This window comes from Roseburia sp. AM23-20 (assembly GCF_003470905.1).
In the GTDB taxonomy this organism is placed as follows: Bacteria; Bacillota; Clostridia; order Lachnospirales; family Lachnospiraceae; genus Roseburia; species Roseburia rectibacter.
This window is the reverse complement of the sequence record NZ_QRHS01000015.1, coordinates 1-25,449: the sequence shown is the minus strand read 5'-3', so window position 1 is coordinate 25,449 and position 25,449 is coordinate 1. Positions and strand designations below refer to the sequence as shown.

Annotated in this window: 23 protein-coding genes; 18 read left to right on the top strand and 5 right to left on the bottom strand. The window is 42.9% G+C overall.

Annotation, left to right across the window (positions count from 1 at the left end):
• The first annotated feature begins 197 nt into the window (after nt 1–197).
• Complete coding sequence (locus DW650_RS11975; protein WP_118210042.1) at nt 198–695, top strand: CarD family transcriptional regulator; 498 nt, start codon at nt 198–200, stop codon at nt 693–695.
• Nucleotides 696–1,752: 1,057 nt separating this feature from the next.
• On the opposite strand, the gene DW650_RS11970 is transcribed toward DW650_RS11975, so the two are convergent.
• The 5 genes from DW650_RS11970 to DW650_RS11950 form a co-directional block, all read right to left on the bottom strand.
• Entirely contained in the window at nt 1,753–3,009 is a 1,257-nt protein-coding gene (locus DW650_RS11970) for a DUF4317 domain-containing protein (RefSeq protein ID WP_118210041.1), read from the bottom strand.
• A gap of 114 nt (nt 3,010–3,123) precedes the next feature.
• The gene (locus DW650_RS11965) at nt 3,124–3,963 is read right to left on the bottom strand and encodes a GDSL-type esterase/lipase family protein (RefSeq protein WP_118210040.1); all 840 of its coding nucleotides are present in this window, start codon (nt 3,961–3,963) and stop codon (nt 3,124–3,126) included.
• Nucleotides 3,964–3,975: 12 nt separating this feature from the next.
• Nucleotides 3,976–5,328, bottom strand: coding sequence for an MBOAT family O-acyltransferase (locus tag DW650_RS11960; protein ID WP_118210039.1), 1,353 nt, complete (start codon nt 5,326–5,328; stop codon nt 3,976–3,978).
• Nucleotides 5,329–5,357: 29 nt separating this feature from the next.
• Entirely contained in the window at nt 5,358–6,191 is an 834-nt protein-coding gene (locus DW650_RS11955; RefSeq protein WP_243102942.1) for an RsiV family protein, read from the bottom strand.
• Nucleotides 6,192–6,262: 71 nt separating this feature from the next.
• The gene (locus DW650_RS11950) at nt 6,263–6,772 is read right to left on the bottom strand and encodes an RNA polymerase sigma factor (protein WP_330414640.1); all 510 of its coding nucleotides are present in this window, start codon (nt 6,770–6,772) and stop codon (nt 6,263–6,265) included.
• Between the two features lie 328 nt (nt 6,773–7,100).
• Between DW650_RS11950 and DW650_RS11945 the strand changes: the two genes are divergently transcribed.
• From DW650_RS11945 to DW650_RS11865, 17 genes are all read left to right on the top strand, one after another.
• On the top strand, nt 7,101–7,592 hold the full coding sequence (locus DW650_RS11945) for a GNAT family N-acetyltransferase (RefSeq protein WP_117919870.1): 492 nt from the start codon (nt 7,101–7,103) through the stop codon (nt 7,590–7,592).
• A gap of 21 nt (nt 7,593–7,613) precedes the next feature.
• A complete protein-coding gene (locus tag DW650_RS11940; protein WP_118210037.1) occupies nt 7,614–8,777 on the top strand; it encodes a tetratricopeptide repeat protein in 1,164 nt (387 codons plus the stop codon).
• 20 nt (nt 8,778–8,797) lie between these two features.
• Nucleotides 8,798–10,042 carry a GTPase HflX gene (gene hflX, locus DW650_RS11935; protein ID WP_118210036.1) on the top strand — a complete coding sequence of 415 codons (1,245 nt, stop codon included), beginning with the start codon at nt 8,798–8,800 and terminating at the stop codon, nt 10,040–10,042.
• Nucleotides 10,043–10,155: 113 nt separating this feature from the next.
• Nucleotides 10,156–11,481: a dihydroorotase gene (locus DW650_RS11930; RefSeq protein ID WP_118210035.1), complete on the top strand. Its 1,326-nt coding sequence runs from the start codon at nt 10,156–10,158 to the stop codon at nt 11,479–11,481.
• Between the two features lie 29 nt (nt 11,482–11,510).
• Nucleotides 11,511–12,287, top strand: coding sequence for a dihydroorotate dehydrogenase electron transfer subunit (locus DW650_RS11925; RefSeq protein ID WP_118210034.1), 777 nt, complete (start codon nt 11,511–11,513; stop codon nt 12,285–12,287).
• The gene (locus tag DW650_RS11920) at nt 12,287–13,195 is read left to right on the top strand and encodes a dihydroorotate dehydrogenase (RefSeq protein WP_118210033.1); all 909 of its coding nucleotides are present in this window, start codon (nt 12,287–12,289) and stop codon (nt 13,193–13,195) included. Before DW650_RS11925 ends, DW650_RS11920 begins: the two co-directional genes overlap by 1 nt.
• A 20-nt stretch (nt 13,196–13,215) precedes the next feature.
• Nucleotides 13,216–15,459 (top strand): DUF5722 domain-containing protein, encoded by a 2,244-nt coding sequence (locus tag DW650_RS11915; RefSeq protein ID WP_118210032.1) that lies wholly within the window; start codon nt 13,216–13,218, stop codon nt 15,457–15,459.
• Nucleotides 15,460–15,483: 24 nt separating this feature from the next.
• On the top strand, nt 15,484–16,404 hold the full coding sequence (locus DW650_RS11910; protein ID WP_117919856.1) for a GNAT family N-acetyltransferase: 921 nt from the start codon (nt 15,484–15,486) through the stop codon (nt 16,402–16,404).
• Between the two features lie 81 nt (nt 16,405–16,485).
• Entirely contained in the window at nt 16,486–18,798 is a 2,313-nt protein-coding gene (locus DW650_RS11905) for a RelA/SpoT family protein (protein ID WP_118210031.1), read from the top strand.
• Between the two features lie 166 nt (nt 18,799–18,964).
• Complete coding sequence (locus DW650_RS11900) at nt 18,965–19,594, top strand: MBL fold metallo-hydrolase (protein ID WP_118210084.1); 630 nt, start codon at nt 18,965–18,967, stop codon at nt 19,592–19,594.
• Nucleotides 19,595–19,609: 15 nt separating this feature from the next.
• Nucleotides 19,610–21,130: a coproporphyrinogen dehydrogenase HemZ gene (hemZ, locus tag DW650_RS11895; protein ID WP_118210030.1), complete on the top strand. Its 1,521-nt coding sequence runs from the start codon at nt 19,610–19,612 to the stop codon at nt 21,128–21,130.
• Between the two features lie 275 nt (nt 21,131–21,405).
• A complete protein-coding gene (locus DW650_RS11890; RefSeq protein WP_118210029.1) occupies nt 21,406–21,870 on the top strand; it encodes a DUF6075 family protein in 465 nt (154 codons plus the stop codon).
• A complete protein-coding gene (locus DW650_RS11885) occupies nt 21,870–22,049 on the top strand; it encodes a hypothetical protein (RefSeq protein WP_118210028.1) in 180 nt (59 codons plus the stop codon). Before DW650_RS11890 ends, DW650_RS11885 begins: the two co-directional genes overlap by 1 nt.
• Before the next feature lie 32 nt (nt 22,050–22,081).
• Nucleotides 22,082–22,864 carry a ParA family protein gene (locus DW650_RS11880; protein ID WP_118210027.1) on the top strand — a complete coding sequence of 261 codons (783 nt, stop codon included), beginning with the start codon at nt 22,082–22,084 and terminating at the stop codon, nt 22,862–22,864.
• On the top strand, nt 22,857–23,741 hold the full coding sequence (locus DW650_RS11875; RefSeq protein ID WP_118210026.1) for a ParB/RepB/Spo0J family partition protein: 885 nt from the start codon (nt 22,857–22,859) through the stop codon (nt 23,739–23,741). The genes DW650_RS11880 and DW650_RS11875 overlap by 8 nt, the downstream gene beginning before the upstream one ends.
• Before the next feature lie 15 nt (nt 23,742–23,756).
• Nucleotides 23,757–24,890 carry a DUF6017 domain-containing protein gene (locus DW650_RS11870; protein ID WP_118210025.1) on the top strand — a complete coding sequence of 378 codons (1,134 nt, stop codon included), beginning with the start codon at nt 23,757–23,759 and terminating at the stop codon, nt 24,888–24,890.
• Entirely contained in the window at nt 24,871–25,242 is a 372-nt protein-coding gene (locus tag DW650_RS11865; protein WP_118210083.1) for a DUF6050 family protein, read from the top strand. Before DW650_RS11870 ends, DW650_RS11865 begins: the two co-directional genes overlap by 20 nt.
• Nucleotides 25,243–25,449: the final 207 nt, after the last annotated feature.

Genomic DNA, 25,449 nt, shown 5'->3' with positions numbered 1-25,449 from the left:
GTATCATGTGCTATAGTTTTCACAAAAATAAACGTTGAACGCTTATTTTGCTGACTTTTTGGAAAAAATAATGATATAGTTAAATAGTGGTATGATATAAAAAATATCAGGTATGAAATACCAGGTAAATATAAGATAGAAAAAATACCTGTAGATGATCATTTAAATTTGAAACCAGGGAAAGGAGAATCAAAAGAATGTTTGAAATCGGAGAATATGTTGTGTGTGGCGCAAAAGGTGTCTGTCAGATCAAAGATATTACCCATATCGATATTTCGGGAGCGGACCAGGAACGTTTGTATTATGTTTTAGCACCGGTCGGGGATTCGAATGGGACTGTCTATGTACCTACGGACAGCGAGAAAATTGTAATGCGTAGGACGATTTCAAAGGAAGAGGCAGAAAAGCTGATTGAGGAAATGCCCCGGATAGAACTTTTGTGGGTGCCTGATGATAAACAACGCGAGGCAAAATATAAAGAAGCACTCCAGACATGTGATTATCATGCATGGGTCAGCATTGTAAAGACATTGTATAAGCGTAAAAAAGAGCGGATCGCGCAGGGCAAAAAAGTGACTGCGGTAGATGAACGTTATATGAAAGTGGCAGAGAATGAACTGTATGGAGAGCTTTCTCTGACGCTCGGTGTACCGCGGGAGAAAATGGAAGATTATATTAAAGAACGGCTTTCATGAAAGAAAACTGCCCATCAAATGCTGGTTTGTGGTTGTGATGTGAGTTCCCCGGCGAAGGGTGGATTTACAGTTTTGTGAGTGGCAAATTGCATCAAGCCGGGACTGTTTTGTTTCCGTTGTCCGAAAATAAGTCAATCTAAGGCTGCCTGGTATAGGTTGTGGCGGAGTGACGTGTGCGTCTTAAACGCCCCGTCCGGGGGCATTAAGACTTTGTGCTGCCGTCCGTGGCAGCACAACACTGTGTTACGGACAGGCAGACTAAGATTGCCTAATTTTCTCCCAAAGTCACAAAACAGGTCTCGGCTTGATGCGATTTGCCAGCCGCAAGGTTGTGAACCACCCTTCGCCGGAAAACTCATTTTACAACCTTGGAAGTGCGTAAATTTTTAGTGTTTTGTGTCTGAATCTGATTAAAAAATATTTCCAAATAACTAGATTCAATAATTTATTATTTGTTTGATAACACTGGTAAAAACATCGATATATACCACTATGCCCATATTTATTGCCATACACATTTGAAAAAATATTCTGCGTTATTAATCTGGCAATTTACGAAAAATTTCATATAATACAATGCAGCAGCTGAAAATTTTGGAAAGTCATCAGGCTAAATATTAATGATACAGCATATAAGGATTTTAAGCATATTTTCATTCGTGCGAATATCAAAAATCCACACCTACGCCCCCCAATTTTGAGATGAACCACCCGCCCAAATGGTGTTCACAACCTGAAGGCTGGCATCTTGCGCAAAGCCGGAGCTAATTTTGTGACTTTGTGAGAAAATTAGAAAATCTTAGTGTGTCTGTAGATACACAGTGATGTTCTGCCACGGATGGCAGAACAAGGCTTCACGAGCCACGGATGGCTCGTTGAACGCCGGTCACGTCACTCCGAGAAAATCTAACTCAGACACACTTAGACTTTTCTTATTTTCGGACAACGGAACCAAAATTACTCCGGCTTTGCGCAAGATGCCGCTCACAGACCTACAACACACCATTTCGACGGGCGATTTATTTCATAAACAAACCATCATTTGTCAGAAAAGCTGTCAGATCGTCGTGTTCACGCCGTTGACGGCAGCATGCTCGTCCTCATCCATTGGAATAACAAGGCATTTTTGACCGTCGATAACCTGAGAGTGGATTTGATCGACTTTTTCCGGCTTGACGCGCAGAATGACATCATAGGTTTTGACTGCCGGGACATCGTCCTCATCAGATTCTCCGACTGGAAGGGCACGTGTTTCTTCTAACTGTTGTTTCAGATTTTCAACCTGTTGTACCAGTTCTAATTTTTCTTTACGTTTTGCATTTGCTTCTACCAGTTTTGGATCTACCAGGTGTTCTGCAACAGGGACTTCTTCACCAAATACATTTTCATAAGTCTGCTCGATCACGGCAGCCTGTTCTTCCGTGACACCGCTCTCGGCGAGAACAGATGAGATCGTGCTTTTTGTAACAGGAACCGGTTCCGGTTCTGGTTCATCTTCTAAAGCGACCGGGATCAGGTCATTTAAGTTGTCCTGGATATCCATGAAAATGGCATCGCTTTCGTCATCATCTTCCCCGATGACTTCTTTTACAATGCTCTGGAACGTAAGTTTCTGTTCGGTAGCTGTAAATTTAGAGCCACAGCCAAGACCGGATTCCATAAATTCGGAGTGCGGTGTCTTGGTGTCTCTGGTGTAAAACATGACAGAGTGGATATCAGTGCTCCGGTCGGTAAAAGCAGGGAAAACAAATCCGGTGTCCGGAGCTCCAACGACCCAGTCGCGGATACGCGGTCCGATGCGGTTTTCATCCTCACGGTAGCCAAGTCCCGGTTTGGTCAGGTTGACCGGGCAGATCGCGCAGAGCAGATACTCGTAAACTTCCTCGGACTCGTCTAATTTATTATTATCAGAAGTTTTTGTCATAACGTCGTAGGCATCGTGGAATACAAGGATCAGATAGTTTCCGACATAGTCGTAGCTGTCAATGACAAGATCATAAAATGCATCCATCAGATCATCATTTTTTAAGGCACTCTCGCGCAGTCCCATCAAAAACTGCTGCCTGCCGCCGGCGGCTTCCTCCGCAGTCGGAAATTCCAGCTCTAAAAGGTTATTTCCGATTGTACCCGACATTACTTTTTTGGCAATCTCTAAGTATTTATAAAATTCCTCATCTTCCAGATTTAAAAATGTCTCCCCGAAAGAAGTTACCTTATTGTGGTCGGCATCCACATAACAGCCGCACAGTCTTGTAAAAGTGCAGGCATCCTTTTTAAAACGCCGTTTTAATTCTAAAATATCTTTTTTGTTCATAAATCTATATCTCCGTTTCTGAGGGGATGCCATACGAAAGATAGCGCAGGCTGTTTCATGTCCCCGTAATCTGCAAGAAATATTATAACGATATTTTAAAACCGGTGCAAGGGGTTATGATTTCCCGTCACGGACAACGGCGTGCTCCATTAACCAGTCACACCATACTGCGTAGTATTTTCCGAGGGGATGCGCATTATCATTGCTGTACTGTGTGCCGAGATTGCCGTTTGCATCGTCAAAAAGTTCATTGATGTCCAGATAATAAATGGTCCGGTGATCGGCTAATGTCGAAATTTTTTGATTAAAGGCGTTGATATTGGCATTATTGAATGTTTTATCCGAGTCTGAGCGCTGTGCAGTCACATGAAGATTTGCTTCCACATAAATGATTGCATCCGGCTGCATGGTTTGCAGAAAATTTACAAACGACGCATATTTTTCAAATGTCTGTGTGACATCGTAGCCAAGTTCATTAATGCCGAGCATCAGATATATTTTATGATAGGTATGGCTGGCTAAAAGATCAGAGATACTGACCTTTCCGATGCCGTCCACCATAATTTTTTTATTTTCCAGATCATAGATACTGAGACCCGAATCACAATAAAAGGTGGCATTGCCCAACGTACCATATTCTTTTAATCCGACGGTGCGGGAATCACCGATCATTAAAGCGTCATCGAAATAATCTGCATCAACAGTGGTCATTTCTGTCATCGGAACTTCTGTGTCCGGGATATCCTGCCGGTCTGTATTGTCAGATGGCGCACCGGAAGTGTCCGATGGTGTCGTGGTGTCCTGTTTTTGTGCGGCGGAGACAGAAGACACGGACAAGGACGTATTTTTGGCTGCATTTATGTTTAACGTTACATATAAGTAAATGAGTGGAATCAAAAGGCAGCTTATCAAAAAGAAAAAATAAAACAATATGGCAGATATTTTTTTTCGCATAGTGTTCCTTCGTTAAAATCTGAAATATAAAAATGGGTCATTAGAGCCAACGTAAATACAGTAAACAGAAGACCAGAAAATTGCCAGATAGACAAAAATTTCTGGCACAGAGCCCCTGATTTTTTTTAAAAGGCGGACCGGAAGCCTTGTAGAAAAAAGGAAGCCGGCAGGGATGATAAAGCGGAAATCATTTAAATTTTTCCAGAAATCATTCACATAAATAATGGCATCATCGGCGGAAAAAAATGGAAATAATTTCCGGATGTAGACTTCGATACTGCCGGGATCACTGATTCCAAAAAGCATCCACGACAATGGGATCAGAACTGCCATATAAAGATGTCCGGCCAGCGCGTATCGGTCCGTCAATTTTTTTAACAGCAGTTTTTCTGTCAATACAATGACAAACAGGGAAAATCCCCACAGAATAAAATGAAATTCTGTGCCATGCCAGATTCCGGTAAGTATCCACACGACAAGCAGGTTGCGGATCCATTTGCATGTACCTGTGCGGTTGCCGCCAAGTGGAATATAGATGTAGGTCTGAAACCATTGTCCAAGTGTAATATGCCAGCGCCGCCAGAATTCTGTCATGCTTGTGGAGAGATAGGGGTGCATAAAGTTTATGGGAAGATTAAAACCAAGCATTCTGCCCAGACCTGCTGCCATCAGGGAATAACCATAAAAATCAAAGTAAATCTGGAAAGAATATGCATAGATTCCAAGCCATGCAAGCGGTGTGGAGATACTTTCATATCCGATCGTGCCAACATTTGCCCACAGACTGCCAAACTGATTCGCCAGAATCGCTTTTAAGCCAAGTCCCCGGATAAAAAGTTTCATACCCTCCGCAAGATTTTCGGGCAGAAAGCGTCTTGCGCTGTGAAGCTGCCTGCGCAGCATCTCATACGGGGTAATTGGTCCGGAAATTAATTTTGGGAACATGCTGATGTAAGTACCGAATGTCACAAAATCCCGTTCCGGTAAAATACGTCCGTAATAGATATCAAAAAGATATGCAGTCAGCTGGAACGTATAAAAACTGATTCCGAGCGGCAGAGATAAATGTCTGGAATATTTAAACAAAAACAACCATAAAAAATCGAAAAAAATAACTTTTGTCAAAAAGAGTTTCTTTTTTCTTGAATTGTGTATCTGATAAAGGCAGATTCCAAACACATAATTGAGATAGGTCAGAACCATTAATAGAAACAGTGCATATGGCTGTTTGATCACCCCGATTGCATAAAACAATACGCTCCCTGCAAAGAGCGTATTGTTTCTGAAAGCAGCAGGTGTGACATAATAGGCAAACAGAAATAATGGCAAAAAAATAAAAATAAAGTTGAGACTGCTGAATACCATGCCAGAATCCTTTACTACATAGACATTTCTTATTTTAAAATATCGGCGATCGCATCGTGTGGGATCGTAAATTCTACAACACCCATAGACATTGGACCGACATCGCCCTCGTTGAAGCTGATGACGAGATTTCCGTCAGCATTAACATAGAAGGAAGTATCATCGTTAATGGAGGTAAAGTTCCATTCAGGAACTTCTGTATCATCCAGCCAGTAGGAGACATTTTCGTCGGCATCCATCTGCCCTCGCATCTGTGATTTGATGTTTTCGCTGATCGGGGTGATATAGTCAGATCCCTCTTTAAAAAGATCTTTTAACGCAAGGCGTTCCCCGGTCTTTAAATCAATCGTGTAATAATAATCCATCTCATAACCGCTGCCGGCAGCCTGATAACACATCAGTTTTAAGGTAAAATAGTCGTCAGTTGTGTTGATGACCTCATGTTTGATCATGACATCCTGATAACCTTCGTTGTTCATATTCTGTTTGAACTCTGCGATCAGGCTGTCACTGATCTTTTCAATCTCTGCATTGATCTCATCGGTTGATTTCTTTAAATTTTCCCCAACCGGGTCTTCCGTTGTATTTTCAGTGGAAGCGACAGTTTCCGGTACTAGTTTTGGAACATTGACATCGGCGTTGTTTTTGTCACTGCTGTACTGGTAATCGCGGAATGTGACGACCTCGATCAGATTTCCAAGCAGCGGGATCTGTTCCATCGCATAGGCGACACTCGGTGAAGTATTTGGCAGGATGACAAACGCTGCGATCGCTGCAGCAGCGCCAACCCAGATTCTTGTGATAATGGTTTTATTGTGTTTGTTCTTCTTCTCGGCTTTCGCCTGATTCATTTTTTCTTTCATTTTTATGACCTCCTTTTCAGGCATTTGCGAGGTGTCATAGGATTTTTTTAATTCATAAAAATCATTTGTGTTCATTCGGTTACCTCCATTTTCAGTTTTAACTTCTGCATACTGCGGTACAGACGGCTTTTTATGGTATTGACATTTTCATTTAAGACGCGGGCGATATCTTCGATTTTTAAGTCCTCGAAATACCGAAGTTCCACGATCGCCTTATCCTCCGGGGACAAAGAATCAAGCGCAGTTCTAAGATCTAAGTCCTGATACTGGTCCGGTTTTCCCTCTGCGATCAGTGAATCCTCGTAAGAAATGGTATCCGGCCGCTTTAAATGATGAAAAATCTCATTTAACATGATGCGGTAAATCCAGGTCGCCGCATATTCCGGCTGCCTTAGGGAAGCACTGTTTTTGATCGCCAGATAGGCTCCGTTTTGTACAATGTCACTGGCATCGTCGGGATTATGTACATAGCTGTATGCAAGATGATAGTAGCGGTTGTAATTTTCAAGCAGTAATCGTTCAATGAGTTCGTCATTGGATTCTGCAGTAAGTTTTTTTTCTTTTCCGGAAAAGAATTTCAAGATCAGATCCTCCTTTGCAAATATTTGATTCTTTCGAATCATCTGACTATTAGATACAGCATAGTCATAAAAAGTTTCAAATACAATGCAAAATATCAAAAAGGTATGGTATAATGTGCGTAAGCATTGAGCAGTGCCAACGAAGTGAACAATAAAAAATGACTGCTTGCAGGCACTTTTTTATTGTTTGCTTCGTTGATAGGGCGAAAGCCCGTCAGTCCGGAAAATCTCTGATTTTTCGGACGTGCACTGCGGACAGGAGTGCAGCCAAATGATAAAAAATGACTGCTTGCAGGCACTTTTTAAGAAATAATGGAGACACACAACAATGGACATAAGATTAGCAACAATAAATGATATAGATGCGATCACGGAAATGGAGAGACAGTGCTTTCCACCGGAAGAAGCAGCAGAAAAAGACTCTTTTGAGAAAAGACTGACCGTATTTCCGAATCATTTCTGGTTACTGGAGGACTCTGGAAAAATAGTGAGCATGATCAATGGAATGACGACCAATATTCCGATTTTGCGGGATGAGATGTTTGAGGATGCCACGATGCACATGGAAGATGGGCAGTGGCAGATGATCTTTGGAGTGGCAACGCTGCCGGCATATCAGAAGATGGGATGTGCGTCAAAGCTCATGGAGCATGTGGTTGAGGACGTGAAAGCACAGGGACGCAAAGGAATTGTTTTGACATGTAAAGAAAGTCTTATTCCATTTTATGAGAAATTTGGTTATATTAATGAAGGAAAGTCCATGTCAAAACATGGGGGAGCCGTGTGGTATGATATGCGGCTGGTGTTTGAAGAATTATAGAGAAAAGGAATTAATATAGAGATGAAGAAACACAGATTGCCGTATATGGTTGCAGGGGCAGTGCTGTTTGCTGCACTTTTTACCGGATGCACCAATGAGCGTTTAGAGGACGAACTGGATTTCCGCAAGATCGGGATCAACAGTATGCAGTCCGGTGACTATGAGGGGGCAGTTGCAGCTTTTAACAGTGCACTTTCCCAGTGTGTAGGTAAGATCACAGATACCGAGTTAGATATCTGTTACTACAAGGCAGCGGCACAGTATGCCGGAGGAGATATTGAGGGAGCACTTGCAACTTACCAGGCGATGATCGATTATGATGGGAAGAATGGAAATGCCTATTACCTGCATGGATGTCTGAGTTTAAAACAGCAGGATACAGATACAGCAAAAAAAGATTTTGCAAATGCAGTGAAATATAACCCGGATGATTATGAATTGTATGTTGGGATTTATGAGAACCTTGCCGCTAATAATATGACTGACGAAGGGGAAGAGTATTTAAACAGGGCTTTTGATATCAAAGGCAATTCTGCAGAAAATCTGACCTGGCGAGGCAGGATTTATTATCTTCTTGGTCAGTATGCAAATGCAGTTAAAGAGTTAGAAGAAGCAGTGAAAAAAGACAGTGCCAAGGCAAATCTCTATCTTGCACAGGTCTATGAAGCTGAGGAAGATTCTGCGAATGCAGAGAAGTATTATCAGGCATATGTGGACAGTGGTACGGCTGATTCGGTTGCAATGAATGCACTTGCCGAGATCCAGATGGGAAAAGGCAACTATGAGGCAGCTTTAGAGGATATCAGACAGGGACTTGCGATGGATAATGTTACGAACCAGCAGGAACTTCTGTCAAATCAGATCATTGCTTATGAATATAGTGGAGATTTTACATCCGCATGGGATGTTGTCCAACAGTATGTTTCGCTTTATCCGGATGATGAGGCGGCACAGAGAGAATATATTTTCTTAAAGAACCGTCAGAGTACGGATGAGAGCAGTAACACAGAATCTACAGAGGAAAGTGCTGCAGGAGATAGTTCCACAGCAGATAGCCCAGCAGAGAATGTCACAGGAGATAGTTCCACAGGAGATAGTTCCACAGCAGATGGCTCAGCAGAAAATGCCACAGGAGATAGTTCCGCAGAGGATAGTTCTTCACAGGATACGGGAAGTCAGAATTAAAAACAGCAAGGGAGGAACAAATGCCAGAACCCATTAAAATAGAAGAGGTAAAAGAACGCGTCATCTTAGTAGGTGTCAGTGAACAGGAGGGAGACGATGCGGAGGATTCTGTTGCAGAGTTAGCAGAACTCGTTAAGACTGCCGGAGCGGTTACCGTTGGAACTCTGATCCAGAAACGCGAACTGATCCATCCGGGCACCTATGTCGGAACCGGAAAAGTTCAGGAGATCGCAGACATGATCGCAGAGCTGGGGGCAACAGGTATTGTCTGTGATGATGAGCTGTCACCGGCACAGCTTAAAAACTTAGAGCAGATGTTAGACACGAAGGTCATGGACCGGACACTTATTATTCTTGATATTTTTGCGGCGCGGGCGACAACAAGTGAAGGAAAGATCCAGGTTGAGTTAGCGCAGTTAAAATACAGACTCAGCCGTCTGACCGGACTTGGCAGGTCAATGTCAAGGCTTGGTGGTGGTATCGGTACAAGAGGACCGGGTGAGAAAAAGTTAGAGATGGACAGGCGTCTTATCAAAGACCGCATCGCCCAGTTGAACCGCGAATTAAAAGAAGTGCGTAAACACCGCGAAATCACGCGTGCCCAGAGAGAAAAGAAACAGATACCTGTGGCTGCGATTGTCGGATACACCAATGCAGGAAAGTCAACACTGTTAAATCACTTAACAGGCGCGGGCGTGTTAGAGGAAGATAAGCTGTTTGCTACTTTAGATCCGACAACTCGTGTCTTAGAGCTGCCGGGCAGACAGGAAATACTTCTGACAGATACGGTTGGTTTTATCAGGAAGCTGCCACATCATCTGATCGAAGCGTTTAAGAGTACTTTAGAGGAAGCAAAATATGCGGACTATATTCTGCATGTGGTGGATGCCTCCAATCCACAGCGCGATAAGCAGATGCATATCGTGTATGACACACTTTACCAGCTCGATATCAAAGAAAAAACGATCATAACGCTGTTTAACAAACAGGATCAGGTAACAGACGGGGAACCGTTACGTGATTTTAAGGCGGATCATACATTAGCGATCTCTGCGAAAGAGGAAACCGGTTTAGAGGAGTTAAAAGAACTTTTCTGTACGCTGCTGCGGGATAATAAAATATTAGTGGAGCGCACGATCGCTTATCAGGATGCGGGAATTTTACAGCAGATCAGAAAGAGTGGAGAACTTTTAGAGGAAGAGTACCGACCGGAGGGCATTTTTATCCGCGCCTATGTCACGCCGGAAATCTATGGCAGTTTATAGAGGCTTTGTGTTTACGAAGATTTTTGCATATGGTACACTGATATAAAATTTGACAGAATACAGACAAAATTTTGCACAGAAGCGATGAAAGCGTGCTTCGGAATGGAGAAATTATGACAATATTAATTCAAAATGGACAGGTGATCAATCCTGCCACAGGGATGAATGAAGTTGCAGATGTATTGGTGGAAGATGGTGTTGTTTCTAAGATTGCAAAAGGGATCAAAGAGAAAGCAGACCGGAAGATCAATGCAAAGGGATGTTTTGTCATGCCGGGATTTATTGACATGCATGTGCATCTGCGTGATCCGGGATTTGAGGAAAAGGAAACGATCGAAACAGGCTGCCGCGCAGCAGCACACGGTGGATATACAACGATTCTTGCAATGCCGAACACCAAACCGGTTGTTGACAATCCGGATGTTGTAAATTATGTGCATAATAAGGCAAAAACGGTCGGACTTGTAAATGTATTACAGGTGGGTGCCGTGACAAAGAACCAGGAAGGAAAAGAACTTGCGGATATTGAGGGAATGGTAAAGGCTGGAATCCCTGCAATCAGTGAGGACGGAAAATCCGTCATGAATGCCCAGTTATACCGCGAGGCGATGGAAAAAGCTGCAAAATTGGGCATTGTGGTACTTGCACATTGTGAGGATAAAAATCTTGTCAATGGCGGTGTCATGAATGAGGATGAGCATGCAAGAGAGCTTGGATTAAAGGGAATCACCAATTCCGTAGAAGATATCATTGTTGCAAGAGATATCATGCTAAGCCACGACACCGGGGCAAAACTTCATTTATGTCATTGCTCGACGGAAGATTCCGTCATGATGGTCGATCTTGCAAAGCAGAAGAATGTAAAAGTTACCGCTGAAGTATGCCCGCATCATTTTACACTGACTTCTGATGATATCCGCAAGATCGCACCGGAAATGGATGTGGAAAAGAATGTGATTGCTGCGGATGCGGATGCAGATACTAATTTTAAGATGAACCCGCCGCTTCGTACTAAAAAAGACGTGGAGGCACTAAGAGTGGGACTTCGTGACAATATTATGGATGTGATTTCTACCGATCATGCACCGCATACATTTGCAGATAAAAATACCTCCATGAAGAATGCGCCGTTTGGAATCGTCGGACTTGAAACCGCAGCATGCTTAACCTATACAGAACTGGTACTTGGCGGTTATCTGACACCGATGCAGATGGCAGAAAAAATGAGCTACAATCCGGCAAAGATCGTTGGAATCGATAAGGGTGATATTGCACCGGGAAAGACAGCAGATATTGTGATCTTTGATCCAAATGAGACTTATAAGATTGATAAAAATAAATTTGCCAGCAAAGGAAGAAATACACCGTTTGACGGCAGAACCGTGACTGGAAAAGTAAAAATGACGATCGTTGGCGGTCACATTGTATATGAAGAATAAGAAAAGCGGTTAATAAAAGGAGAAAATTCATGCAGACAAAGGGTACAAAATTTGAGGAAACTGCGATCATCATCAGGCAGGAAGAGATCGCGGATGACATTTACAGCATGTGGCTTCGCACAGAGAATATCGCAGCACATGCAAAGGCAGGACAGTTTGTCTCTGTTTACTGTAATGAGGGAAGCAGACTGCTTCCAAGACCGATCAGTATCTGTGAGATCGACAGAAAAGACGGCGCCATCCGTCTGGTATACCGTGTGGCAGGAAAGGGAACCGCAGAATTTTCCGGTATGCGCACCGGTATGCAGTTAAAAGTGGTAGGACCGCTTGGAAATGGATTCCCACAGAAAAACAAAAAGGCATTTCTGATCGGTGGAGGAATCGGAATCCCGCCAATGTTAGAACTCGCAAAAGAGTTAGACTGCGAGAAAAAGATCGTGCTTGGATTCAGGGATGAACTGTTTTTATTAGAGGATTTCCGGAATCGCGGACAGATCTATATTGCAACGGAGGATGGCAGTGCCGGAACGGAAGGAAATGTCCTGGATGCGATCCGTGAGAATGGATTAGACGCAGATATCATCTATGCCTGTGGACCGACACCGATGCTTCGTGCGATCAAAGAATACGCGGCAGAGCAGAATATCGAATGCTGGATTTCCATGGAAGAGCGTATGGCATGTGGAATCGGTGCCTGCCTTGCCTGTGTGTGCAAGTCAAAAGAAAAAGATGCACACAGTAATGTGAAAAATAAGAGAATCTGTAAAGAGGGACCGGTATTTCTTGCACAGGAGGTAGAATTCTGATGAACATGAAAGTTGATTTATGTGGAGTGACATTAAATAATCCAGTCATGACTGCGTCCGGAACGTTTGGCGCCGGAGAAGAATATTCTGAGTTCGTGGATTTGAACCGTCTTGGCGCTGTTGTGACAAAAGGTGTTGCAAATGTGCCATGGGAGGGAAATCCGACACCACGTGTGGCAGAAGTGTATGGCGGTATGTTAAATGCGATCGGACTTCAGAATCCGGGTATCGATCTTTTTATCGAGCGTGATATTCCGTTTTTAAAAAAATATGATACCAGAATTGTTGTCAATGTATGTGGACACACAACTGCGGAATATGTTGAAGTTGTAGACAGACTTGCCGATCAGCCGGTCGATCTGTTAGAGATCAATATTTCCTGTCCGAATGTAAAAGAGGGGGGTATCGCATTTGGACAGAATCCGAAAATGGTGGAGGATATTACAAGAGAGATCAAGGCACATGCAAAGCAGCCGGTCATCATGAAACTTTCTCCGAATGTAACAGATATCACTGAGATGGCACGTGCGGCAGAGGCTGGCGGTGCAGATGGTTTATCTTTGATCAATACATTGACAGGTATGAAGATTGATATCCACAGACGTACATTTGCATTAGCGAACAGAACAGGCGGTATGTCGGGTCCTGCAGTGCATCCGGTTGCAGTCCGCATGGTATACCAGACTGCGCAGGCAGTGAATATCCCGATCGTTGGTATGGGAGGCATCATGAATGCGGATGATGCGATTGAGATGATCCTTGCAGGTGCAACAGCAGTGTCTGTTGGAACGGCAAACTTTACCAATCCGCAGGTCACTATGGAGGTCGTAGATGGAATCCGTGATTATATGGAGCGCTATCAGGTAAAAGATATCAAAGAACTTATCGGCGCAGTACATGACCGGTAAACAGTGAGGGAATATAAGTTATGAAAATGTTAAAGAAAGTTATCTGTATCTGTCTCGTGGCCATTATGGCAGCAGGACTTTTACCGGTGGGACAGACAACAGTTATGGCGGCTGGAAAACCGGTACAGTTAGTATCCTGTAAAGTAAATTCAGTTGGAAGCAAGGTAACGGTAAAAGCAAAAGTTGCCAGAATACAGAAAGGAATGGGAAAAAAACTTTACCTGTTTTCGGTAGATGCCAATGTGAAAGAAAATGCAAAACTTGCCGGAAAACCGGTGGCTTCCGCTAACTTTAAAAAAGGTACTGTCACATTTTCTGTAAAATATAAGAGCAGCATGCTTTGCCAGAAATTTGTGGCTGCATACAAAAAAGGAAAAAAATATATAGCAGTCAGTGGTGCACAGTATATTACAAATCCGGAGGCACTGGCATCCTACACCGGTACCGGTGTTAAGACAACGTCTAAAAAAGGACTGCAGCCGGACTGGGCAGATCACACGTCGGTAAAGAAACTCCGTACGCAGCATGTTGTCTTAAACTGGTCAATCGAAGAAATTTTAAATAAAGACTGCGGAAACAAAGAAGTATATAAATACCGCGGGAAAAAATACACATTTGACAGGGATCGTGTAAACTGGCTGCAGGATCAGGTCAGACAGTATATTGACGATGGATCCAAAGTATATGTGATCCTGCTTCTTGGCAAAGACGCAAAAGGCCAGGCGGGCAAAATGAGTTATGGCGGTGGAAAAATATTTTCTTCCATTAAGACAACATCAGCAGCAGGATGCCGTACCTGGGAAGCATTTATGAGTTACATGGCAGAAAAGTTTGGAAATGAACAGCATTTGGTGTCCGGATGGATCTTAGGAAATGAGGTTGACAGCCCTTATGACTGGAACTATGCGGGCGGAAAAAGTTTAAGTGCGTATATGGATGATTATGCGCGGGCATTCCGCATTGCATATAATGCCACAAAGAGTGTCAGCAGCCATTCAAAGGTATATATCAGCCTTGATTATAACTGGAATCAGGATGTCGATGGAGGCGGGAACAGCTTTTTCTCGACGAAGAATACACTGGACACATTTTATTCGAAACTGAAAGCGCAGGGTAAGATCTGTCCAAACATTGCATATCATGCATATTCACAGGGTCTTGTGGAGCCAAAATTCTGGGATGACTCTTTAGCAGGCAGTGGAGTGGATTCTACGATCATCACTATGAAAAACATTTCTGTTCTTACAGAATATGTGAAAAAGAAGATCGGAAAAGATGCGACGATTATGCTCGCAGAGCAGGCGTTCAATTCGACACAGGGAGAAGAGCTGCAGGCAGCAACATATGCGTATGCTTACTATATCAGCGAAGGCAATAAGATGATCGAATCCTTTATCTATGCGAGAGATACCGAACCGCAGTCGGATGTGGATCAGGGCTTTTACTGGGGACTTCGCGATAGCAATGGCAGAGAGCGTAAAATATATAATACATTTAAAGTGATCGATTCAAAGGAGTCTTTGGATAAGACGAAGAATCTTCTCTCCTATACAGACTTAAGTTCATGGACACAGATTCCTGGAATTAAAAAGTCTACTTTTAAAAATAACCGTTCCATCAAAAACAAATGGCCGCTAGTACAGTCAACCAGCCTGTATGTGTGTCTTGCGGATGATAACTGGCAGAGAGAGACAACTTATGTCTACGACGGAAAGAAACATAAACCTGCAGTAACGGTAAAACGTAATTATACCGGAAAGATGGTTCCAAAAAAGAATTATTCCGTAAAATATCTGACAGACTGCAGGAGTATCGGAGTGCATCGTATTCAGATTAAATTAAAAGGTGATTTCCGCGGAACGATCATCCGGGAGTTTACGATCGCACCGCAGAATGCAATGCTGAATGATCTGGTGATGACGTCAAATTCTGCTACGGTAAGCTGGAATGTACCAAAGAAGACTAAAGAGCAGATTACCGGTTATATGATCCAGTATACGGATGGAGAAGGTGGTTTTTATTCGACACCGGAAAAAGATATCCATCTGATCAAGATCAAAAACAGCAATAAATTAAAATATACGATCAAGGGACTTACCAAGGGCAAACGCTATTTTGTAAGAATAACGACCTATAAAACAGTTATGGCAGATGGCAAACCAAAAGATATCATTGCCGGATGGGGATATGATGATATCAAATATGATTATGCCACAGATCCGGTCGTGCCGGAACCGGATACAGAAGAGGATACCTTAGAATAAGCGATTGAGGTAATGTGAAATACGATGCCGGAATTAAGATTTATAATAGCAGACAGACTCCCGGAGCGGGAACTGGATTATTTAAAACAGAATATCAGACCGGAGTCGGATCTGAAACTGGTGGTAACAGGGAAAGAAAATGCCAGTCTTATGACAGAGCTTTCGCTGTTTCCACCGGAAGAGTGTGTGCTCATCTCTACAGATGGGCACATTATTTCTAATATGGATAAAAAAGGAATGGCGGCGTTAGGATTCATCGGCACGGATAAATCAGAAGATGTCAGTGATGATGGTGCGGAGAAAAGGCCATGCAGTATGACACAGAATGAGACAGCAGACTATGGAATGCAGGATGCTGTCATGTTAGTGGAAGGACTTGAGGAAGTAGATGAAACCTTTCTGATCCGTGCATTTAAACGCAAACATGGAATGCCGTGGACGATCATTACGACAGAACGCTGTATTGTGCGGGAGATCACACTGGATGATTTAGACGGCCTGTTTGCACTGTATGCCGGGGAGGGAATGACGGAATATTTAGACCCGCTGTATGAATACGAAAAGGAAAAAGAGTATCAGCGGTCGTATATTAACTATATGTACCGCCTTTATGGGTACGGCATGTGGGTCGTGATCGAAAAGGCGACGGGAAAGCTGATCGGGCGTGTCGGTATTGAAAATCGTGAGGCATGTGACGGAGAGCCGGAACTTGGATATATGATCGACGTATCGTATCAGAGAAAAGGATATGCAACAGAGGTCTGTCTTGCTGTGATCGGTTACGCATGGAATTTTCTTGAATTCGATAAATTAAACTGTCTGATCCAGAAAGGAAATAAAGCATCGGAATGTCTGGCAGAAAAACTGGGATTTATGTTCCGGGAGGAAATGGATCTGGACGGAAAATGCATGAAACGCTATACCATAAGCAAAAGCGGGGCATGATATCATCAATAAACGTTGCATTTTCCATAAAAATAAAATATAATATAAACTACTAAAAAAGGGATAAAGTGGGTGAGGCACATGGCGGATTTTTCATCAGAATCACTGGATCTGCAAAAAAAAGTAAAAGAAGAGGACGATAACATCAAGCCGATGAAAGAGTTTGAGAGTCCGGAAAAACTATATGACGAACTGATCGCCAGCGTGCGAAAGTATCATCCATCGACAGATATATCGCTGATCGAGAAAGCATATCATGTTGCGAGGGATGCACATGAGGGACAGGCAAGAAAGTCCGGCGAGCCATATATCATCCATCCATTGTGTGTTGCGATTATTTTAGCGGAGTTAGAGCTGGATAAGGAGACGATCGTTGCAGGACTTTTACATGATGTTGTGGAAGATACTGTTATGACGGATGAACAGATTGCACAGGAGTTTGGAGATGAGGTTGCTCTTCTGGTAGATGGTGTTACCAAATTAGGACAGCTCTCTTATGATGCGGATAAAGTGGAGGTTCAGGCAGAGAATCTTCGTAAGATGTTCCTTGCAATGGCAAAGGATATCCGTGTTATCCTGATCAAGCTTGCGGATCGTCTTCACAATATGCGTACGCTCAAATACATGACACCTGAGAAGCAGAAGGAAAAAGCGCGTGAAACGATGGATATTTACGCACCAATCGCACAGCGTCTTGGTATTTCCAAGATCAAGATCGAGCTGGACGATCTCTCACTCAAGTATTTAGAGCCGGATGCCTATTATGATCTGGTACATCAGATCGCACAGCGCAAGAGTGTCAGGGACGAATATGTACAGAAACTGGTGGAAGAAGTGCGTCAGCACATCAAAGATGCAGGAATTCCTGCACAGGTTGACGGACGTGCAAAACATTTCTTCAGTATCTATAAAAAAATGGTAAATCAGCATAAGACTTTAGATCAGATCTATGATCTGTTTGCTATCCGGATCATCGTTGATTCTGTCAAGGACTGTTATGCGGCACTCGGTGTGATACATGAGATGTATAAGCCGATTCCGGGACGTTTTAAAGATTATATCGCGATGCCGAAGCCAAACATGTATCAGTCACTCCATACGACTCTGATCGGACCGACCGGTCAGCCGTTTGAGATACAGATCCGTACCTTTGAGATGCATCGTACGGCTGAATATGGTATCGCTGCCCATTGGAAGTACAAAGAGGCAAGTAACAATGGCGGTGTGTCACAGCCAATGACCGTTACCGAAGAGGAAAAGCTGAGCTGGCTCCGTCAGATCTTAGAGTGGCAGCGCGACATGTCAGATAATAAAGAGTTCATGAGCCTGCTAAAGAGCGATCTTGACCTGTTTTCCGATACGGTATTCTGTTTTACACCGACCGGAGATGTCAAGAATCTTCCGACTGGTTCCACGCCGATCGACTTTGCTTACAGTATTCATTCCGCGGTCGGCAATAAGATGATCGGTGCAAAAGTCAACGGAAAACTGGTTCCAATCGACTACATCATCCAGAACGGTGACCGTGTGGAAGTAATCACTTCCCAGAATTCAAAGGGACCGAGCCGTGACTGGTTAAATATTGTAAAAAGCACCCAGGCGAAAAATAAGATCAATCAGTGGTTCCGCAGTGAGTTAAAAGAAGAAAATATTACACACGGCAAGGAACTTTTGATCGCATCGGCAAAATCCAAGGGAATCAATTTCCCGGATATCAATAAGCCGGAATATCAGGAGAAAATTTTAAGAAAATATGGTTTCCATGACTGGAATTCCTGCCTTGCAACGATCGGACATGGTGGTTTAAAAGAAGGTCAGATCGTAAACCGCATGTATGAGGAATACAAAAAAGACCATCTTGCGTGTATCACGGATGATGAAGTGCTTGAGACCATTGCCGAGAATAAAGATAAGGTCGTACAGAAACATTCCAAGAGCGGTATCATTGTAAAAGGACTTTATGATGTGGCAGTGCATTTTTCAAAGTGCTGCAGTCCGGTACCGGGAGACGAGATCGTTGGATTTGTAACCAGAGGCCGAGGTGTTTCCATCCATAGAACAGACTGTATCAATATCATCAATCTGTCGGATATGGAACGTGAGCGTCTGATCGATGCGGAGTGGCAGCATGACGAGGAGTCCGGAAACAGTGGATTATATCGTGCAGAAATCAAGATTTACGGCAATAACCGCACAGGTCTTCTTGTGGATATCACCAAGGTATTTACTGAACGCGAGATCGATATTGATTCAATTCATTCGAAGACGAGCAAGCAGGGAGTTGCAACGATCGATGTTTCTTTCAGCACAAAAGGCAGAGAGGAACTGACAAGCGTTGTGGAGCGGCTGCGCCAGATTGAAAGTATCATTGATATAGAGAGAACGACAGGTTAAAACACAGATTTTATTTTGTCAGACTGAAATGGACAAAAACTATAAAATATATATGACAGGCAGAGCCTGTTATAACTTAGTAAACTGGTTGTCAGAAGGTTGTGGAATAGGTGAGCCGCATCCAGAGAGACAGCCAGTTTTTATGTCAGAAATGAAAGGAGAAATTATGGCACCACTGAAAGTAGAACAATATGTAGTTGGTCCGGTACAGACGAACTGTTATTTTGCGGTCAATGATGACACGAAAGAAGTTTTGATTATTGATCCGGGGGCAAGTGCTGATAAACTTGCAGAAAAGATACGGCAGGAAAATCTGACTCCTGTGGCAATCCTGCTGACACATGGACATTTTGACCATGCGGGTGGAGCAGAGGAACTTGCAAAGCATTTTGATATTAAAATATATGCTGAAGAACATGAGAAAGAGACATTAGATACACCGTCTCTTAACTTAAGTGGCTGGGAAGGCGTACAGAAAACTTACCATGCGGATATTTTCCTGAAAGATGAGCAGGAGATCGACCTTGCCGGTTTTCATATCCGTGTATTCCATACACCGGGACATACGGTGGGTGGCTGCTGCTATTATTTCCCGTATCAGAATGTAGTTTTTTCCGGGGACACCCTCTTTTGCACATCGGTGGGACGCACCGATTTTCCAAAGGGCAGTGCAGCACAGATCATCCGCTCCATTAAGGAGAAACTTCTGCCGCTTCCGGATGAAACGACCGTGTACACCGGACACAATGATATTACAACGATTGGGACAGAGCGGATGTATAATCCGTATCTGTAAGTGAGAGGTTTTGGGATGATAGAAGTTTTATTAAATAAACCGGAATTTGAATATGATATTCATTCTCTGATCAAGGCATTTTTCCCGGAACAGTATGTGGGTGTGTCGGCAGAAAAAAAAGAATATGATGAAAAAATCGATATCCGCATGCAGGTAAACTACGGGGAAGATACGATTCAGATCACATGGCAGGAGATCGTGCATGCAAATGAGGATGCGCAGGCAAATGAAAAACCGGGTCAGGAAGAAGTAAAAGAGATACCGGGTGAGACAATTCAGGTAGATTTTTCGGATCGCGTGCGGACGAAAAATCAGCTGAAGCAGATGCTGTACCGTATGCTCTGTGATTATACGAAACGAACACTTCCATGGGGAAACCTGACCGGAATCCGTCCAACGAAGATTCCTATGAAATTGCTGGAGGAAGGAAAAAGCCGGGAGGAGATCTACCGGTATATGAAGGATACCTATTTTGCTTCCGATGAGAAGATTGAACTTGCAACCGATATTGCAGAACGAGAAAATGCGATCTTAAAGAAAATTGATTATGACAACGGATACAGTCTTTATATCGGAATCCCGTTCTGTCCGACGACCTGCCTGTACTGCTCGTTTACATCATATCCGCTTGTAAGCTGGAAGAACCGTGTGGATGCTTATTTAGATGCACTGGAAAAAGAGATTGATTATACGGCGGCAAAGTTTTATCACAAGCATTTAAATTCCATTTATATCGGTGGCGGAACGCCGACAACATTAGAGCCTTATCAGTTAGACCGTCTGATCCGTAAAATTAAATGTAGTTTTGATTTGTCAGACTGCCTTGAGTTTACCGTGGAAGCCGGCAGACCGGACAGCATCACAAGAGAAAAATTAGAGGTGCTGCGCAAATGGGGAATCACACGAATTTCCATCAATCCGCAGACCATGCAGCAGAGAACGCTCGACCTGATCGGAAGGCGCCATTCGGTAGAACAGACTGTGGAAAGTTTTAAGATCGCAAGAGAACTTGGATTTGATGATATTAATATGGATCTCATTATGGGACTGCCGGAAGAATCTTTAGAGGACGTACGCGATACATTAGAGCAGATCATGCAGTTAAAACCGGACAATCTGACTGTTCACTCTCTGGCACTAAAACGCGCGGCGCGCTTAAATATGTTCAAGGAAGACTATAAAGATTATAAGATGGTCAACACGCAGGAACATATGGACCTGACCGCTTCCTATGCGAAGAAGATGGACCTGTTCCCTTATTATCTGTACCGCCAGAAGGGAATGGCGGGAAACCTTGAGAATGTCGGTTATGCGAAAGAAGGAAAAGCGGGAGTTTATAATATTCTGATCATGGAAGAGAAACAGACCATCGTAGCTTGCGGAGCCGGAGCTTCCACAAAACGTGTCTGGACAGAACCAAATCCGGATGGCACACATCGGATCGAAAGATGCGAGAATGTCAAGGATGTCGGGCAGTATATCGAGAGAATTGATGAGATGATTGAGCGGAAGCAGAAACTTTTTGCAGAAGAATAAAAGGGTTTTTCTTCCTGAAATAGTACATCAAATGAGGGTTAGTACATCAAAAGTACATCAAAAAAATACCCAATAATACTGAATAACCTATGAGATGTATTGAAACAACCTAATAACTGTGCCTTAAAGGACGAATTCATTTTAGAAGATGAGTTCGTCCTTTTCTGTTATAGTCAATTATTTAACACTATATGGTGCGGCAGCAACAGATAGTGTTATGAGCAAGTAGCAAAGCGGATTGCGAATATCCGTTTGACATCAAGGAGGAAAAGAATATGAACAACACAGCGTTAGGAGCAAAGAAACAGGAGATTGTATTTATCAGCGAAGCACATGAAAAATTCTACTATGAGCAGTTAAAAAGGGTACGTTATCAGGATGAGTACCACAAAGCTCTTTGCTATTGTCTTGGTATTAGCGATGATACCAGAAGAAATGTGGATAAGATTTATAATTTTAAGTCAGGATGTGTAAAGACGGAATGTCTGCATGAAGGCTGGCAGACCAGTGGCAGTATGAAAGTCGTGAGAATGGCATTCAATCTTTACTGCAATGGCACACCCAGCGTCAATGATTACAAAGATGCAGAGGAACAGTTAAACGAGTGCAACAGGTACACAGTGGAAAATCTGTTCTGCTGTGCCTATGCACCATATTTTTGGCAGGCGATACAGATTCGTTATCCGGAATACGCAACCTACAACAAGGAACTGTATGCCTTATTTGGAGGAACAGACTAATGTTAAAAGTCAGAGTGATGGGAACAAAGAACGATATTGTTTGGTTTCAGAAGATTTTACAGCGTCACCCGAAAATAGAGGTCATGGAGTTTTCAGAACTCTATACCAATAAGGGGACAAACAAATATTACAGAGCTTATGCAGAAGTGCAGAAAAGCAACGTGAAAAGCAATAAATAACAGCAAAATAGCAAAGAATAGGAGAATTTATCATGTGTAAAGTTATCGCAATCGCAAATCAGAAGGGTGGAGTTGGCAAGACCACTACAACAGGAAATTTAGGAATTGGATTAGCAAAGCAGGGAAAAAGAGTGTTATTGATAGATGCGGATGCACAGGGCAGTCTTACCGCAAGTCTTGGGGTACAGGAGCCGGACAGACTGGAAATTACGCTTGCAACGATTATGTCAAATATCATCAATGATGAAGAAGAAAGCCCGGAATACGGCATTTTAAAGCATGAGGAGGGGGTAGACTTTATGCCGGGAAATATTGAGCTTTCCGGTTTGGAAACCTCGCTTGTAAATGTTATGAGCAGGGAAACGGTACTTCGTACTTACATAGAACAGCAGAAAGACCGCTATGATTACATTCTGATTGACTGTATGCCATCACTCGGCATGATTACCATAAATGCCTTTGCCTGTGCGGATAGTATCTTAATTCCAGTACAGGCGGCATATCTGCCAGTAAAAGGTCTGGAGCAGCTTATCAAGACGATTGGAAAGGTAAAGCGTCAGATCAACCCGAAACTGGAGATAGAGGGTATTCTGTTGACAATGGTTGATAACCGTACCAATTATGCAAAAGACATCAGTACATTGCTGATTGAGAACTATGGAAGTCGTGTAAAGATATTCAGAGAAAGTATTCCGATGTCCGTAAGGGCTGCGGAAATTTCAGCGGAAGGTGTGAGTATCTATCAGCATGATCCACATGGAAAAGTGGCAAGTGCCTACCAGTCATTGACGGAGGAGGTGCTTGGCAATGAGTAAGACAGGAAGTGCCGCAAAGGTAAAATTGAACAGTTTTGATGATTTATTTGGTACAAATGAAGTGCCACAGACAGGTCTGGAGCAGATTATCAATGCTCCGTTACAAGACCTGTATGAGTTCAAAGACCACCCGTTTCGGGTGGTCGATGATGAGAAGATGGAAGAAACCGTTGAGAGCATCAGGCAGTATGGTGTGCTTGTTCCGGGGATTGCAAGACCGAGAACAGGCGGGGGATATGAACTGATTTCTGGACACCGCAGAAAACATGGTTCACAGAGAGCCGGAAAATCAGAAATGCCGGTTATTGTGCGTGATTATTCCGATGATGAAGCAACGATTATCATGGTTGACAGCAACATTCAGAGAGAGGATATTCTTCCGAGTGAAAAGGCGAAAGCCTATAAGATGAAATACGAAGCGATGAAACATCAGGGAAGGAAGTCTGGTAAAAACACATTGGATGAAGTCGGGGAAGCTGCCGGGGAAAATGCAAAGAAAGTGCAGCGTTATATCTGGCTTGCAAGGCTTTCCGATACACTTCTTGAAATGGTTGACACGAAAAGATTAGGATTTTCACAGGGCGTTGATATATCTTTTCTCTCAGAAGAAGCACAGCAGTGGGTAGAGGTGGTAATGGAAGATACCAAGTGTGCAGTAAATATGGTGCAGTCGGCAAAATTAAAGGAATATAGCAAAACCGGAGAGCTGACAATGGCAATGGTCAGGCTGATCTTATCGGAAGAAAAGCCAAAGGAACGCAAGGTGACAATCAAGGCAGATAAAATTCGAGAATATTTTGCTGATGATTACAGCAGTGAAGATATAGAAAACATCATCATTCAGCTTTTGGATGAATGGAAACAGAAAAAGCAATGAAAGGGGGATTGCAGTATGGATAAAGGTTTAAACCTTGATTATTATTATGGCATTGAAGCGGAGCAGTTTTCCTTTTACCGAGTACCAAGAGTGCTGATTAAGGATGAAAGGTTCAGGGAGTTATCCAGTGATGCAAAACTCCTGTATGGTCTTATGCTTGACAGAATGGCATTATCTAGGAAGAATGGCTGGTTTGATGAAGAAAACAGGGCATATATTCATTACACGCTTGAGAATATCATGGAAGATTTGGGATGTGCAAGAGAAAAATGTGCCAAAGTGTTAGCAGAGCTTGACAGTAAAAAAGGGATTGGATTGATTGAGAAGAAAAGACAGGGATTGGGCAAGCCGGATATTATTTATGTGAAGAATTTTGCAACTTTAGAGGTAAGTATAAAGTCTGAAAATGATGAGCAAAGTCCCTCTGATGCCGATGTTTCCACAGAAGTTCGAAAATCGAACTTCAAGAAGTTCGGAAATCAAACTTCAGAAAGTTCGGAAATCGAACTTCAAGAGGTTCGGAAATCGAACTTCAAGGAGTTCGAAAATCAAACTTCAAGAAGTTCGGAAATCGAACTTCAAGAGGTTCGGAAATCGAACTTGCAGAGGTTCGGAAATCAAACTTCAAGAAGTTCGGAAATCGAACTTGCAGAAGTTCGAGAACCGAACCCTAATTATAACAATAATAACTATAACAATAATAGCTATAACAATCCTATCAATCAATCTGAAAACAGTGATGGGGATAGGATGGATGAGATGGATAGTGCAAACGCATACATGGAAATCATCAAGGAAAACATTGAGTATGAGCATCACATGAAGTATGCCCAGTATAGTGAAAAGGAGTTGTATCAAGAACTGTATGAGGTGATCTGTGAAATTGTATGTGTGAAGCATAAGACGGTCAGGATCGGTGGCGATGAGTATCCATACGAACTTGTAAAGTCGAAATTTTTAAAATTGAACTCCAGTCATCTGGATTATGTGATTAGCTGTATGCAAAATACCACAACGAAAATAAACAATATCAAGGCGTATATGGTGACAGCTTTGTATAACGCACCAAGCACCATAAGCCATTATTACCAACAGGAAGTGCAGCATGATATGTATGGGGGTGGATGGAGTGAAAAGGGCATTGTTTAAGGTTATAATTCCGTTATCAGTGACGGGACTGTGGTTGATTACCTGTTATCCGGTATGTAGAAAAGCAGACGGTTTTGATTGGTTTTTGTACTGGATACTGACGGGGTTTCCTTTTGGTATCCGTAGAATGTATTTGTGGCTGATACCAAAGAATTTTGGCATTAGCGGAACAATCGGGGTGCTGGCACTGGATTGTATTGTTGGCGGTCTGATCGGCGGCGTGGTGCTGATCGTAAAGGTTATCCGGGCGATATGGGAACTTGTCAGCATTTTCACAGGCAACTTCTGGACAAAAAGTCCAAAAGTCGGGGCAGTCGGTACATGGTTGCTCCTCTTAGTGATGGAGGTGTGAAAATGGTTGAGAAAAAGTGTAACTGGAAATGGTCAGATATTTTTTGAAAATGTTGAGACAAAAGGACTATCCAATTATGAAGGTTTTTATGGTAAAATAGGAAAGCGTTAGGGAAATGTTAATTTAGGTATTGTTACTGGGTGATATAAGACTAGTATACTGTATCATTGATATTTAATTAATTTTATGGTCTGACAAACCGTTTCA